Source organism: Mesorhizobium sp. P5_C1 (assembly GCF_054049815.1).
The window spans coordinates 1-15,636 of record NZ_JBFULQ010000098.1; the positions used below are offsets into that span (position 1 = coordinate 1).

Genomic DNA, 15,636 nt, shown 5'->3' on the forward strand with positions numbered 1-15,636 from the left:
GACTACAAGACGCTCTTGCACAGCCTCAACAGGCGTGCCTCGAACACCATTTACTGGGTCGTTGCCTTCGTCTCACTCGCCTGGTTCGCCGGTGGAGGCGGTCTGGCCAACCTCCTCTTCGGACCGAGCATCTGGAGAATCCGCACGCTCGACCAGTTTCTTGCCCGTCCCGAACTGATCGGTCTGGCGGTCGCGGCGATTGTGCCCGTCATCCTGTTCTGGGCCTTCGCGGCGATGATCCGCCGCGCCCAGGAAATGCGCATTGCCGCCCAGTCGATGACCGAAGTGGCCTTCCGACTGACCGAGCCGGAAAACCTTGCCCAGGATCGCGTCATGATGATCGGCCAGGCCGTTCGTCGCGAGGTCGCCGCCATGGGCGAAGGCATCGAGCGCACGCTTGCCCGCGCCGTCGAACTGGAAACGCTGGTCCACAGCGAGGTCAACCAGATCGAGCGCTCCTATTCGGAGAATGAGTCCCGCATCCGTTCGCTGGTCGACGGGCTCGGCAGCGAGCGTGAAGCCGTCGTCAGCCATGCCGAGCGCGTCCGCGCCTCGATCACCGGCGCGCATGAGACGCTGAAGGACGAGATCGGCGCCGCCTCCGACATCATCCGCGACAGCATCCTCAATGCGTCGACCAAGCTGTCGATGACGATCACCAATTCCGGCGACACGCTCATCGACCGCATCAATGAAAGCTCGTTGTCGATCTTCGATTCGGTGGAAGGCCGGCTCGATACGATCACCGACAAGCTGTCGACCTCGGGCGAGGCCTTCGCCAGCCTGCTCGACACCCGCATAGCCAAACTGACCGACACCACCGACGGCCTGACACGGTCGTTGACCGATCTCCTCGACGATCGCACCACCGGCATGGTGTCTCTGCTCGGCGGTGCCGCGCGCACCCTCAATTCCGAATTCGAGGCCAGCCTCAACGGCATCGAGCGGACGCTCGCAGAACGCGGCCAGGCGCTGATCAGCGAATTCCAGACCCGCGCCGAGGCGCTGGACACCGGAACGCAGAAGCTCAACGCAGCGCTCGAGGCCCGCGCCCGCCAGATCAATGAGACGCTGGTCGAGCGTGCCCGCGAAATCGCGCACACCTTTGCCGAGAGCAAGGACACTCTGTCGGCGATGATCGATCAGGGCAAGACCCAGATCGGCGCCGATATGGCCGACATCGTCACCTCGACCTCCTCCATGCTCGAAGCCCGCGCCAGCGACTTCGCCGGCCGTATGGAAGCCGCGCGTCATGTCGTATCGCGTTCGTTCGATAGCGACATTCAGCGGCTTGCCGACGCCCGCGCAGGAATCGAGGAAGCCGTCGAAAACCACAGCCGCAAGCTTTCGGAAAGMCGCGATCGCATGACCGAGGCCATGCAGGCCGACCTGGCGAAGTTCGACGAAGGCCGCGCCGGCATCGATGCCGCGGTGACCAACCAGGTGCAGAAGCTGGCCGAAGGCCGCAGCCTGATCGCGCGCGCCCTCGAGGAGGATCTGCGCAAGGTCAACGAATCGCGGGCGGCCATCGATGCGTCGCTCGGCGGCCATCTTGAAAGGCTGGAAGAAGGCCGCAACAGGCTCTCCGCTGCCTTGAACGAAGACTCGGGGAAACTGGTACAAGCTCGTACAATCATTGATGAAATGGTTGCTGGACACGTCGGCAAGCTGGCCGAGGGCCGCAGCATCCTGTCGCGCGCTTTGGAAGCCGATCTCGGCAAATTGTCCGACAGCCGTGCCAGCATCGACGGTCTCGTCGCCGGCCAGGTCGAGAAGATCGCCGAGGGTCGCGCCGTGCTCGCCAAGGCACTGGAAAACGACATCAGCGGCATCAAGAGCCTGATCGAAGCCCATTCCGCCAAGCTGGCGGACGACCGCACGCAGCTTTCCCAGTCGCTCGACAACGATCTGTCCAGCATACGCGGCCTGATCGACAGCCATGCGGGACGGCTGGTCGAAGATCGCAGCCTGCTGTCGCAGACGCTCGAGGCCGACCTTGCCAAGTTGGCCGAAAGCCGATCGAGCATCGATGGCCTGGTTGCCGGCCAGGTCGAGAAGCTCGCCGAAGGCCGCGACATTCTCAAGCGGGCGCTGGAATCCGATCTGAACACGATCAAGGGCGTCATTGCCAGCCAGTCGGAAAGGCTCGCCGAGGATCGCGGGCAGCTTTCGCGGGTGCTGGAAGCCGACCTGCAGAATGTGAACAGCGTCATCGCCGACCACATGAACAAGCTCGTTCAGGATCGTTCGACCTTGTCGAAGGCGCTTGAAGATGACCTCGCCAAGCTAGCGGAGAGCCGCTCCAGCATCGACGGGCTGGTCGCCGGTCAGGTCGAGAAGTTGTCGGAAGGCCGCAACATCCTGCGGCGTGCGCTGGAAGCCGACCTCAATGCGATCCAGAGCACCGTTGCCGACCAGTCGCAGAAACTGGTCGATGACCGGGCGCAGTTCGCCCGTGCGCTCGAGGCCGATCTCGAAAGCGTCAACAGCCTYGTCAACAGCCACTCCGAACGGCTCGCCCAGGATCGTTCGACGCTGTCGAAGGCACTCGAGGCTGATCTCGAAAACGTCAGTGGCCTGGTCGGCAGCCATGCGGAACGGCTTGTCGGAGAGCGCTCGACCCTGTCGAAGGCGCTCGAAGACGATCTTGCCAAGCTGGCCGAAAGCCGCTCCAGCATCGACGGGCTGGTTGCCGGTCAAGTCGAGAAGCTGTCGCAAGGCCGCGACATCCTGCGGCGCGCGCTGGAAGCCGACCTCAATGCGATCACGGGCGCCGTTGCCGACCAGTCGCAGAAACTGGTCGATGACCGGGCGCAGTTCGCCCAGGCACTCGAGGCTGATCTCCAAAACGTCAGCGGCCTGGTGAACAGCCATTCGGAAAGACTTGTCGGGGAGCGCTCGACCCTCTCGAAGGCGCTCGAAGACGATCTCGCCAAGCTGGCGGAAAGTCGCTCCAGCATCGACGGACTGGTCGCCGGCCAAGTCGAGAAACTCGCCGAAGGCCGCGATATCCTCAAGCGTGCGCTGGAAGCCGACCTGCAGAAGCTTTCCGCAAGCCGCAGCGACATCGACGACATCATCGCAGGACATGTCGGCAAGCTGTCGGAAGGGCGCAACATGCTGGCCCGCGCGCTGGAAGACGATCTCGGCAAGCTCGCCGAGACCCGCCAGGACGTCGACCGCTCGCTGTCGGGCCATATCGACCAGATCGCCGCCAGGAGCACCGATATCTCTGCGGCGATCGCTGCCGATGTCGAGAAGATCGAGCAGGCGTTCAGCCGCCAGACCGGCGTCATCGAGGAGCGCGCCGGCACCATGGAGCGTGCGCTCTCGACAGGCGTCGACAACGTCCGAGCCGTGCTCGAGAAAAGTGCGGTCTTCGTTGCCGGCGCGTTGCGCGAAAAGGTCCTGGAAATCACCAGCACGCTGCATGAGCAGGCCGGTGCTGCGTTCAGTGACGCCGACCGCAGGATCGCCGAGCGCGCCGAGCAGACCTCCGCCGCCCTGCTGGCGAGGGCCGAAGACATCGCCCGCACCTTCGAGGAAGCCGATCGCCGCCTCCACACCCGTGCGGAAGATACGTCGAACGCCTTGCTTGCCCGCGCGGATGACACCTCCAGCTCCTTGCTGGCCCGCGCCCATGAAACCGCTGACCAGCTGGCCGCTCGTGCAGGCGAGATCGCCGGTACCTTCGACGTGGCGGACCGGAAGATCGCCGCCCGCGCCCAGGAAACCGCCGATCAGCTTACCGCCCGGGCTCAGGACACCGCCGACCATATGGCTGCCCGTGCCAGCGAGATCGCCGGCGCATTCGATGCGGCAGACCAGAAATTGGTCGCGCGCGCTGTCGAAACCGCACAGTCGCTGGCCGCCCGCGCCGGCGACATCCTGCGCAATTTCGAAGGCGCCGATCAGCGGCTCGGTATGCGCATCGGCGAATCGGCCGAGGCGCTTGCCGCGCGTGCATCGGATCTCGGCCGTATCTTCGATGCCGCGGACCAGCAATTGGTCTCGCGCATCGCCGAAGGTTCGGAAGCGCTGTCGAGCCGTGCGTCGGAAATCGGTCGCATCTTCGACGAAGCCGATCAGCGTCTGGTGTCGCGCATCGCCAGCAGCTCGTCGACGATCGGCGAGCATGCCGAGACCATCGTCGGCGCCTTTACCGACACCGAGCAGAGGGTCGCCGAACGTGCAAGGCGGACCGGTCAGGAAATGGCCGTGCATGCCCGCGAAATCGAACAGGCGCTTACCGGCGCCGACGAGCGGCTCGCATCGAGCGCGGCGGCTGCGGCCGCCCGTGTTGAAGAGCAGGTCTCAGGCGTCGAGAACCGCCTCGCCTACACGGCCGAGACGATGGGCCAAAGGATCAACGAGCAGGTGGCGAATGCCGAGGCGCAACTCGTCTCGCGCGCCAATGTGATCGCGGAGACCTTCACCGCGGTTGGCCAGCATATCGGCCAGAGCACCAACGACGCCGCCAAGACGATCGGCGCCAACACCCGCGAGCTCAACACCATGCTCGCGGCGCGTTCGGCCGAGATGTCGAAGATCCTAGACGAAACCGCGCGGCCGCTGGTCGAGCGCTTCGCCCAGGGCGGCTCGGAACTGCAAAAGAGCATGGAAGAGGTCACCGAACGCGCCACCGAGAAGCTGCGGGCCGAGAATGCCGCACTTGTCAACGCGCTCGCCAACCGCACCGCCGAGACCTTGTCGGCGGTCGAAGGCGCCCGCTCGTCGCTGTCCGACAGCGTCGCCGATCTCATTGGCCGCATGACCACGTCCAGCTCGCAGCTCGGTCAATTGATCGAGCAGGCCGCGGTCAATCTCGGCCAGGTCGACGAACGTCTGAGCGGCAGCACGCAAAGCTTCGCCACCACCACCGAGAAGGCCGCGCAAACCTTCGCCAGCTCGGCACGGCTGGTCGATTCGAACACGACAAGGCTGACGGAACTGTCGTCGTCCACCTTGCGCGAGGTCGCTTCGATCGCCACCAAGTTCGACGAACACAGCCGCCTGCTGGTCAGCGCCTCGGACCTGCTGAGCTCGGCCCAGAGCAACCTCGAGCACACGCTCGAAAGKCAGTCGTCGCTCGAGGATCTCGCCGTTGGCCTTGTCAAGAAGTCGGAAGATCTCGAAAGGATCATGCGCTCGTTCGAAAATCTCGTCGGCCAGACGCTGCAGAACGCCGAGGGCAAGACCATGGAGTCGGCCGACAAGATCCGCAACGCCATCACCGATGTCGTCGATTCGGCGACCAAGCGCTTCGCCGATGCGACCGAAGAGATGCGGCGCACCGCGGGCTCGATCAAGAGCGAGCTCGACCTTACCCGCGCCGAGCTCAAGAAGGGCGTCATCGAGATGCCGGAAGAGGCAAAGGAATCGACCTCGGCCATCCGCCGCGCCGTTTCCGAGCAGATCAACGCCCTGAAAGAGCTTTCGGAGATCGTTGCGAAGTCCGGTCGCGGCGGCGATGCCGCCGAGCAACGCAATCTTCGCCCGGCACCGCAAGCGCCGGCCGCACGCCCTGCCGAGCCACCACGGCGTGCACCACCGGCACAGCAGCCGGAACTGCGCACACCCCAGGCGCCTTTGGGCGGCGCTCCACTGCGCGGCACGCTCGACCTGGAGCGTCCGGCCGAGGCGGCACCGCGCCCGCGTGTTGAAGCCGGCGCCCGTACACCACAGGGCGGCTGGGTGCGCGATCTCCTGACCGGGGCATCGCGCGAAGAGGACGCCAGGCCGGCAACGCCCGCGGAAGCACCGCGTCCGGCTCCTGCCCAGCGCTCACCGCTGCATGTCGTGGAATCGCTGAACTCGCTCTCCGTCGACATCGCGCGGGCCATCGACCACGATGCTTCGATCGAACTGTGGAACCGCTACCGGCGTGGCGAGCGTGACGTGTTCACGCGGCGGCTCTACACGCTGAAGGGCCAGCAGACGTTCGACGAGATCCGTCGCAAGTATCAGGCGGAGGCCGAGTTCCGCACTGCCGTCGACCGCTACTGCGACGATTTCGAGAAGCTGCTCAAGGATGTCTCGCGCAACGACCGCGACAACATCATGGCGCAGACCTATCTGACGTCGGACACCGGCAAGGTCTACACCATGCTGGCCCATGCAAGCGGCCGCCTGCATTAAGGGCGGGACAGCAAAACAGAAAGGGCGACCTGCCCTTTCTGTTTGAAGCCAATCCTGAAAAGATCGTTTGGAATGTCGCCAATCTCGCGATTTGGTTGGATGCTCGCGCTGTGGATTGAGGTCGGGATTTCGTGGCAATGCAGACAGTTCGTGGTGATCTGCTTCAGCTTGCACTCGACGGAAGGTTCGATGCCATCGTGCACGGATGCAACTGCCAGTGCCAAATGGGCAAGGGAATTGCTCTCTCAATAAAGCAGCGATTTCCCGAGGCATACGCCGCGGATTGCGCAACACCGAAGGGCGACCCAGCCAAACTGGGAAGCCTGTCTGTTGCTGAGATCAGGCGAGAGGGCCGCACGTTCCATGTCATCAATGGCTACACGCAGTTCCATTGGCAGGGAACAGGCGTGAAGGCAGACTACGAAGCAATCCGGAAAGTCATGCAGTCCGTCAAAGCCAAATTCACAGGCAAGAGGATTGGTTACCCGAAAATTGGCGCCGGGCTGGCTGGAGGTGATTAGGAAACGATAGCCTCAATCATCGAGGACGAACTCGCCGATGAAGATCACACCCTTGTTGAATACGTCGGCTGAACCGTCTCGGCTGTCCGGATCATCCCCATTTGACCCGCTCAGATGACCGAATCCGTCCAACGCACGATCTGCTTGGCGGTATCTCCAAACGCGCTGTCGAGCGCCCTGACATAGGCAGGATTGCCGCTGCCTGAAACGGGCGCCGATGCGGTGAAGCTCTTGGAGGCACGCACCTCGCCATTGCGGTCGTTCAATATCCGCACGAACAGGTCGACCTCGGCGTGCTCGCCGCCGTCGACGCGGACTTCGAAAGACCGGACCTCGACAATCACCTGGTAATCGATAGCCAGGCCCTCACCCGGCTTGCCGACGCCGGCAAAGCTGCCTGAGCGCTGGAACGTCTCGGCCAGCCGCGCCTGCACGATCAGCGGCAGCCGGTCGGCCCATTGCGCGCCCTTGAGATACTGGATCGAGCGATCCGACGGCTTGATGACGATGTTCTGGCTGTCCAACGCCTTGAGTGCCGACGGCTGCGCGATCAGGATCTGTCGGCGGCTGTGGCCATGCGCGTCGACCGAAGGCGCCGACAACTCGAACGTGTCGAGCGGCGCGGGCTTGCCGCCCAACACCGCGCAACCCGCTAGTGTCAGGGCAAGCAGTGCCGCAGCCGATGTCAACCCGCCCGTTCTCACCCACACAGACTTCACGCGCGATCCCCGTTGTCCCCGGATCGTAAGATCAACCCACTTTCGCAGCTCATGTTCTTGAGGCGTGCCGGAGCCGAAGTCAACGCCGCGCCCTGCCATCGAACTGCCGAACCTCGCCATCGCCACCCGAAAGGATGCGCTGCGGATTGCGGCTGAGATCCGTTACGGCCTCCTCGATGCGACTGATCGAACGGCGGCTGTCCTGCACCAGCGCCTCGACATTCGAAAGCCCCTGGCCCGAAAAGCGCGCCAGATTGTCGGTAATGACGCCCAGGCGGGAATTCAAAGTGTCGGCAACCTGCTTGAACGACTTCAGAGTATCCCTGGCGTCGGCCATCACGCCGTCGGCCTGGCCCGACCCGAGCAAGGTGTCGACCTTGGCGAGGATTCCGTCGACACGCACCGAGGCATCGTTGAGCCGCTGTGCCAGTTGCTTGGCATCCTTGATCGTCTGGTCGATGTCGTCGGCCCGATTGGCGAACTTGTCGGTCACCTCAGCGATGTCGGCGGCGGCCTTGTTGGCGTTTTCGCTGGCTTTCTGGATGTTGGCCAGTGCGGAGCGCACTTGCGCCGGATCGATACCGTCGAGCACACCATCGACCTTGGCTAGCGTGCCTTGCGTCTGCTTGGCGAAATCGTTGACGGACCCGACAGCGGTGTCGACATTCTTGATGACRCCGTCGAGCTGCGTCGACGTCTGCTTGAGATTCGCAGTTGCCGTATCGACGTTGGCGACGATGCTCTTGATCTTGTCCTTGTCGACGGCATTGAGCAGGCCTTCGGCTGCTTTCAGCGTGCCGTCGAGCTTGCCAGAAACGCCTTTCAGCTCGTCGGAGAGCGCACTGACGCTGGAGAGGAACTTGTCGATGCCGTCCGAATTCTTGGCCAGCGCATCGGAGAAGGTCTGCGCATTCTTGACGGTTTGCGTCAGCGGCCCGCGCACATCCTTGGTGAAGCCTTCAAGCTCAGAAAGCACCTTGTCGGCGCGGGAGAAGATGTTCTGTGCCGTCTGCAGCAGGTTGGTCACCGCCGATGGGTTGGCGACGATCTCGGCGACCTTGCCCTCCTTCTCGGCCTGGTCGAGGAGCTTTACTTCCTTGGGGTCAGCGCCCTTGAGTTCGATATTGGCCTGTCCGGTGAGGCCGGCGAGGCCGATATCCGCCTGCGTCGACTTGGTGATCGGCGTCAGGCGATCGATCTCGGTGTCGGCGATGGCGACGGTCGGATTGTCGACATCGATATAGACGCGCCTGACATCACCGACCTTGACGCCGTTGAACAGCACGAAGCTGCCGCGGCCAAGCCCGGAAGCCGAGCCCGGAATACGCACGCGCAGCAACGTGGTCTCGCCCTTGTCGCCGATCGCCGCCGTCCAGTAGACGAAGGCAAACGCCGCCAGGATCGCGGCCAGCGTGAAAATGCCGACAATAACGTAGTTGGCTCTGGTTTCCATTGTCCCACTTATGGCTATGCGCGCGCCGCAAGATCAAGTTGCCGGGCGCGTTTTCCGCGGAAATAGGATTTTACCCACGGCTCCTCGCTCTTCAGCATGTCGTCAATGGTGCCTTCGACCAGCACTCTCTTCTTGCCGAGCACGGCCACGCGATCGCAAGCGGTGAAAAGCGTGTCGAGATCGTGCGTCACCATATAAACGGTCAGATCCATCGTATCGCGCAGCTTGACGACCAGTTCGTCGAACTCCGCCGCGCTGATCGGATCGAGGCCGGATGTCGGCTCGTCGAGGAAGACGATGTCGGGGTCGAGCGCCAGCGCCCGTGCCAACGCCGCCCGCTTGATCATGCCTCCGGAAAGTTCGGACGGAAATTTCTGCGCGGCGTCCGGCGGCAGCCCGACCAGCTCGATCTTTAGCATCGCCAGTTCGTCCATCAGCTTTCGCGGCAGGTCGAGATATTCGCGCATCGGCACCTGGACGTTTTCCAGCACTGTCAGCGCCGAAAAAAGGGCGCCGTGCTGAAACAGCACGCCAAGCCGCATGTCGACTCGCAGACGCTCGACGTCGCTCGCTTTCTCGACATCGACGCCGAACAGCTTGATCGTGCCCGACTGTTTGCGCGTCAGCCCAAGAATGGTGCGCAGCAGAACGGATTTGCCGGCGCCCGAGGCACCGACAAAGCCAAGGATCTCGCCGCGCCGGATATCGAGCGACAGCTTGTCGAGTATGAGCTTGTCGGCGAACGAGACGGTGATGTTGTGCGCGGAAAGCACGATGTCGCCCTCGCCCGTTTCGTCCGCGATCGCGACCGGCTTTTTTCTGCTCAGCAGCGCCATCTCAGAACTCGATCGCTGCGTAGAAGATGGCGAAAAGCCCGTCGAGGATGATGACGACGAAGATCGACTTAACCACCGAGGCGGTCACGTGCTGGCCGAGCGATTCGGCGCTGCCGCCGACCTTCATGCCTTCGACCGAGGCAATCGTGCCGATGATCATGGCCATGAACGGCGCCTTGATCAGGCCGGCGAAAATGGTGCTGAGATCGATGGCGACGCGCAGCCGGTCGATGAAGGCAGCAGGTGCGATATCGGAGTACAGCCAAGCCGCGACGATGCCGCCGCCGAGTGCCGCGAAATTGGCAATGATGGTGAGGCACGGCAAGGCGATGACCAGTGCCACGAGGCGCGGAAAGACCAGCACGCCGATCGGGTTGAGGCCGATGACTTTCAGCGCGTCGACTTCCTCGCGCATCTTCATCGAGCCGATCTCGGCGGTGATCGCGCTTCCGGAGCGGCCGGCGATCATGATCGCGGTCATCAGCACGCCAAGCTCGCGCAGGATCAGCACGCCGACCAGGTCGACGACGAAGATATCGGCGCCGAAGTAGCTGAGCTGATAGGCGCCTTGCTGGGCAACGATGGCACCGACGATCGCCGACATCAGCACCACCACCGGAATGGCGCCGACGCCCATGCGGTCGATCTGGTTGAAGATCGCCGCCGGGTTGACGGCATGGCCACGGCCGAGCTTCATCTGCGCGCCGCGGATGGTGGCGCCGAGGATGTTCATCGAGGCGAGGAAGTCGTCGCGCATCTCGTAGACGCGCCGGCCGACCGCCTCCAGCGCGCGAATGATGATGGTGGGTGGCCGTGCCGGACCGGATTCGGGTTCGCGCCGGACGGCCTCGCCCACCGCATCGAGCAGGATGTTGGCAATCTCGCTCTGGCCTTGCATGCTGATCTTGACGCCCTTCTTCTCGAAGGCACAGACCAGCCGGTCGATCAGCCAGGCGCCGGCGGTATCCATCTTCTCGATGTTGGAAAGATCGAGCGCCAAGGTCTTGAAACCACTTCGCTTCTCGATCTTGCGCATGTCGGCGTCGATCAGCGCGACGGTCCGTGTCGTCCAGATTCCCGAGAAAACGCAGCCTAGAACGCCGTCCTCCTCGCCGATCGCCACGCGCGGTTCGTGGTCAGCCTCCCCCGCGGTCGTGCCGCTTGCGTCGCGCTTGCCGATAGTCAACATGGCGTCCTGTTTAGCCTGACGGAACCAAGCTGTCGATTTGCCGACTCGCCCGTTGTTGCATAGCCGGAGCAGAAAAATATGGCGCGTGTCATTTCGGTTGAGGCAGAACGTTTCCCCATCGCCGGAAGCTTCACCATCTCACGCGGTTCCAAGACCCAAGCCGAGGTCATCACTTGCACGATCAGTGTGGACAGCCACACGGGTCGCGGCGAATGCGTTCCCTACAAGCGCTATGGCGAGACCATGGACGGCGTGGGCGAGGCGATCGAAGCCATGCGCGAGCGGATCGCCGCCGGCATCAGCCGGAACGCCCTGCTTGATGCCATGCCGGCTGGAGCTGCCCGCAACGCCATCGACTGCGCCCTGTGGGATCTGGAAGCAAAGATCAGCGGGATACCGGTGGCTGCTGCCATTGGCGCTGTATCGTTAAGGTCACTTGAAACGGCCTACACGCTGTCGCTGGGTGAACCGGAGGCGATGGCGGCGCAGGCGCGTGCCAATGCGGCGCGGCCGCTGCTCAAGGTGAAGATCGGCGGCGACAACGACGTCGCCCGTATCCGCGCCGTCAGGCAAGCCGCGCCCGACAGCCGCATCATCCTCGACGCCAACGAGGGCTGGACCGACGACAACATCGCCGCGAACCTCGCCTTTGCCGCCGAGCAAGGCATCGCGCTGATCGAACAGCCGCTGCCGGCCGGCAAAGACGAGATCCTGCGCCATATCGCGCACCCCGTACCGATCTGCGCCGATGAGAGCGTGCATGAGGCTGAGAATCTCGTAGCGCTGGTCGGCCTCTACGATGCCGTCAACATCAAGCTCGATAAATCGGGCGGGCTGACAGCGGCTTTGGTGCTGCGCGATCGCGCCCGCGAACTCGGTTTCGGCGTTATGGTCGGCTGCATGGTCGGCACGTCGCTGGCGATGGCGCCGGCGGTATTGCTCGCCCAGGATGCCGATTTCGTCGACCTCGACGGTCCGCTCCTGCTTGCCCGCGACCGTGTGCCCGGCCTTGTCTACCAGGGATCGCTGGTGTCACCGCCTGATACGGCGCTGTGGGGCTGAGCGCGCCGCAAGTCCGATCAGCACCAGACCGATCAAGGCGATCGGGATCATGGCAAAAAAGCCGTCGACGCCGAAGCGGTGGTAAAGCGGGCCGGACGCCAGCGTCACCACCGCCATGAAGAAGCCGTTGGAGAAATAGGCGATGCCTTGCGCAGCACCTGTCCGCTCTTCGGAAACCGTTTCGCCGATCATCTTCTGCAGGCCGATCAGCACCAGCGCCACTGAGACCGAATGCAGCGTCTGGACGCCGAAAAATCCGGCAACGCCGAGGCCGAGCGGCCACACAAGCGGAAAGGCGATCCAGCGCACGATCGCCCCGATACCCGCCATCACCATGATCGAGACGACGGAGAACGAGCTGAAATAGCGGGTGAACATCATGAACATGCAAACTTCCGCGACYACGCCCCATGCCCACAAAAGGCCGACAACCGAATCGCTGAGGCCGATCGATTTCCAGTAGATGGAGACGAAGCCGTACAGGAATGCGTGGCTGGCGGTGATGACGCCGACACCGATCGAAAAATACAGGAAATATGGGTTGAGAAGCTTTGGCGCCACGTGCTGGATGTCGGTCGCCGACAGCGGCGAGGCGCGTCGCGGACGGCCGAGACGCGGCGCCAGCAAGCCGGCAGCAAGGGCCGCGGCAAGTGAAACGAAGATGATCACCGGAACGGCCCCGGAGCCGGTTGCCGACAGGATGAAGCCACCGGCGACATTGGCGAACAAGTAGGAGATCGAGCCCCATTTTCGCATGCTCGTATAGTTCGAGCCAAACCGCCGCACACCCGAAAGTGCCAGCGAGTCGGCGATCGGCGAATGCGGCGTCCAGACGATGGTCAGCGCCAGCGACACCGCCAGCACCATGGCGTAGCTCGGGGTCAGGAAATAACCGGCCGATAGCAGCAGTGACGCCGCCACCAGCGCGACATAGATATCGGCGCGGTCCCTGGCCCTGTCGGCAAGTGCGGTCAGCAACGGCGTCGTCACCACGCGCAGGAACATCGGCGCCGCCAGAATGGCGGCGATCTGCTCGGGATGAAAACCCTCGGCCTGCAGCCACAGCGGGAAATAGGGCACATGCGTTCCGAGCGGCACGAACAGCGTCGCGAAGATCAGGCTCATGCGCAGTTCAAAATGGCGCGGCTTGACGAGTTGTTCAGGCGAAAGCGGCGGCAGCGACATGAATCGATCCAATAACGCTGCACTCGACCGGACGGCAACGTGTATCGATCCCTTAACATGGGCGAAAACCGGGCGAAACCGGTTGGCCTAATCGATTGATCCGCGTCAGGCCGCCTGCCCGACCCGGTCTTCGAGGAGCAACGGGATAAACGGTTGGTCCGGCGCCTCGGGCAGCACCTGCGCCCAGGTCAGGATTTCCATCCGGCCATCGAAATGCTCGACCACCGCCGTGCAGCTTTCCACCCAGTCGCCGGTGTTGATGTATTGGACATCGCCAAAACTCTCGATGGCGGCGTGATGGATATGGCCGCAGATGATGCCGTCGACATGCGAGCGGCGCGCCTCTTCCGCAAGCATGGTCTGGAACGAGCCGATGAAATTCACCGCCTTCTTGACGTTGACCTTGGCCCAGGACGAGAACGACCAGTACGGCAGGCCAAGCAGTTGGCGCAGTCGCGTCACCACGCGGTTGACCAGCATGGCCGCGTCATAGGCGTGATCGCCGAGATAGGCGAGCCAGCGCGCATTGTGGACGACGGTGTCGAACTGGTCGCCATGGATGACGAGCAGCCGCTTGCCGTCGGCGGTCTCGTGGATGGCGCGGTCGGCGACCACGATGCCGCCGAAATGCACGCCCTGGAACTGGCGCGCGAACTCGTCGTGATTGCCGGCGATGTAGGTGATGTTGGCGCCCTTGCGCGCCTTGCGCAGCAATTTCTGCACGACATCATTGTGGCTTTGCGGCCAGTGCCAGCTCCGTCGCAGCCGCCAGCCATCGACGATATCGCCGACCAGATAGATGATGTCGGCGTCGTGATACCTAAGGAAATCGATCAGGAATTCGGCCTTGGCCGCCTTCGAGCCGAGATGAACGTCGGAAATGAACATGCTGCGGAAAGTGCGGGGCTCTTGGCCTGACATCGCGATTTCACCCTTGCTTTCGCGCAGGCTATGCCCCGATTCATGCAACAACCGTATGACGGTTGCGATTGGTCCAGCCGAAGGACTAGCTTGCCGCCGGCTCACAAGGAGAAAATCATCATGGATCTCGGCATTCGCGGAAAGAAAGCCATTGTCTGCGCTTCCAGCAAGGGGCTTGGGCGTGGCTGCGCCATGGCGCTGGCAGAAGCCGGCTGCGACATCGTCGTCAACGGCCGCAATGCGGAGCTGGTGGCCAAGACCGCAGCCGAGCTGCGCGAGCGCTATGGCGTGACGGTGACCGAAGTCGTCGGCGACGTCTCGAAGCCGGAGGTGCAGAAGGCGTTGCTCGCCGCGTGCCCCGAACCCGATATCCTCGTCAACAACAATGGCGGCCCGCCACTGCGTGATTTCCGTGAGCTCGATCGGGCGAAGATCCTTGAAGGCGTCACCCAGAACATGGTGACGCCGGTCGAGTTGGTGCAGGCCGTCATCGACGGCATGGCAGCGCGCGGCTTTGGCCGCATCGTCAACATCACCTCGCTGTCGGTCTACGTCCCCATCCCCGGCCTCGACCTGTCGTCGGGCGCGCGCGCCGGCCTGACCTCGTTCCTTGCCGGCGTGGCGCGAACGGTGATCGACCGCAACGTGACCATCAACAACATGCTGCCGGGCAAACTCGACACCGACCGACTGCGTGGCCCGCATGACGCCGGCACACCAGAGGATCCAGCGGCGGCCGCCGCGCGCAAGACCCGCATCAGCGCCGATGTTCCGGCCAAGCGGCTCGGCACGCCGGAGGAATTCGGCCAGATCTGCGCCTTCCTGTGCTCGGTCCATGCCGGTTATCTGACCGGTCAGAACATACCGGTCGACGGCGGCCTCTATGTCAGCGCCTTTTGATCGACGCGCCTGTACGCAGCAAGACTCATATGCGACGAAATCGGCGTAAACATCTGATATAATGGTGTTTTAGACGCGCTGCCGGGTAAAGCTGCCGGCGCGTCATTTAGCGTCGCGACAAACCTTGGCCGCATGCTAAAAGGACTCTCCAGGGAGATTTCGAGGGAGCGGCCGCATGGAAGGCGAGACCAAGAAGACGGCACGTTCGGACCTCGACGAAGCCGCCCTCTACTTCCACAAGCACCCAAGGCCGGGAAAGCTGGAAATCCAGGCGACCAAGCCGCTCGGCAACCAGCGCGACCTTGCGCTCGCCTATTCTCCAGGCGTCGCCGCCCCTTGCCTGGAAATCCGCGACGATCCGGCGACCGCCGCTGACTATACGGCGCGCGCCAATCTGGTCGGCGTCGTCTCCAACGGATCGGCCGTGCTCGGCCTCGGCAATATCGGCCCGCTCGCCTCCAAGCCGGTGATGGAAGGCAAGGCTGTCCTGTTCAAGAAATTCGCCGGCATCGACGTCTTCGACATCGAGATCGACGCGCCGGGCATTGAGCGCATGGTCGAGACAATCTCGGCGCTGGAACCGACCTTCGGCGGCATCAACCTCGAGGACATCAAGGCGCCCGAATGCTTCGAAGTGGAAGAGCAGCTGAAGGCCCGCATGGGCATTCCGGTCTTCCATGACGACCAGCACGGCACAGCCATCATCGTCGCC

Annotated in this window: 10 protein-coding genes and 1 pseudogene; 5 read left to right on the top strand and 6 right to left on the bottom strand. The window is 63.3% G+C overall.

Going from position 1 to position 15,636, the window contains the following annotated elements; genetic code table 11:
• The coding region (locus ACXJ7R_RS10910; RefSeq protein WP_457151841.1) for a kinesin at window positions 1-6,138 on the top strand (6,138 nt) is incomplete at its 5' end.
• A gap of 137 nt (window positions 6,139-6,275) precedes the next feature.
• A complete protein-coding gene (locus tag ACXJ7R_RS10915; RefSeq protein ID WP_457151849.1) occupies window positions 6,276-6,659 on the top strand; it encodes a macro domain-containing protein in 384 nt (127 codons plus the stop codon).
• 110 nt (window positions 6,660-6,769) lie between these two features.
• Here ACXJ7R_RS10915 and ACXJ7R_RS10920 read toward each other — a convergent pair whose 3' ends face one another.
• From ACXJ7R_RS10920 to ACXJ7R_RS10935, 4 genes are all read right to left on the bottom strand, one after another.
• A complete protein-coding gene (locus ACXJ7R_RS10920) occupies window positions 6,770-7,378 on the bottom strand; it encodes an ABC-type transport auxiliary lipoprotein family protein (protein WP_425352293.1) in 609 nt (202 codons plus the stop codon).
• Between the two features lie 79 nt (window positions 7,379-7,457).
• Window positions 7,458-8,831, bottom strand: a complete 1,374-nt coding sequence (locus ACXJ7R_RS10925) for an MlaD family protein (protein WP_457151842.1) — start codon at window positions 8,829-8,831, stop codon at window positions 7,458-7,460.
• Window positions 8,832-8,845: 14 nt separating this feature from the next.
• Window positions 8,846-9,667: an ABC transporter ATP-binding protein gene (locus tag ACXJ7R_RS10930; RefSeq protein WP_457151843.1), complete on the bottom strand. Its 822-nt coding sequence runs from the start codon at window positions 9,665-9,667 to the stop codon at window positions 8,846-8,848.
• A 1-nt stretch (window position 9,668) separates the two neighbouring features.
• Entirely contained in the window at window positions 9,669-10,856 is a 1,188-nt protein-coding gene (locus ACXJ7R_RS10935) for an MlaE family ABC transporter permease (protein ID WP_457151844.1), read from the bottom strand.
• A 78-nt stretch (window positions 10,857-10,934) separates the two neighbouring features.
• Here ACXJ7R_RS10935 and dgcA point away from each other — a divergent pair, with 78 nt between their 5' ends.
• Entirely contained in the window at window positions 10,935-11,918 is a 984-nt protein-coding gene (gene dgcA, locus ACXJ7R_RS10940) for an N-acetyl-D-Glu racemase DgcA (protein ID WP_457151845.1), read from the top strand.
• Here dgcA and ACXJ7R_RS10945 read toward each other — a convergent pair.
• The gene (locus ACXJ7R_RS10945) at window positions 11,889-13,103 is read right to left on the bottom strand and encodes an MFS transporter (RefSeq protein ID WP_457151846.1); all 1,215 of its coding nucleotides are present in this window, start codon (window positions 13,101-13,103) and stop codon (window positions 11,889-11,891) included. The two genes, dgcA and ACXJ7R_RS10945, sit on opposite strands and share 30 nt — an antisense overlap.
• A 105-nt stretch (window positions 13,104-13,208) precedes the next feature.
• Window positions 13,209-14,024 (bottom strand): UDP-2,3-diacylglucosamine diphosphatase, encoded by an 816-nt coding sequence (locus ACXJ7R_RS10950; protein ID WP_457151847.1) that lies wholly within the window; start codon window positions 14,022-14,024, stop codon window positions 13,209-13,211.
• A gap of 120 nt (window positions 14,025-14,144) precedes the next feature.
• Here ACXJ7R_RS10950 and ACXJ7R_RS10955 point away from each other — a divergent pair, with 120 nt between their 5' ends.
• Both ACXJ7R_RS10955 and ACXJ7R_RS10960 read left to right on the top strand, forming a co-directional pair.
• Window positions 14,145-14,924, top strand: a complete 780-nt coding sequence (locus tag ACXJ7R_RS10955) for an SDR family oxidoreductase (RefSeq protein WP_457151848.1) — start codon at window positions 14,145-14,147, stop codon at window positions 14,922-14,924.
• 175 nt (window positions 14,925-15,099) lie between these two features.
• A pseudogene (locus tag ACXJ7R_RS10960) lies at window positions 15,100-15,636 on the top strand (NADP-dependent malic enzyme); the annotation flags it as partial.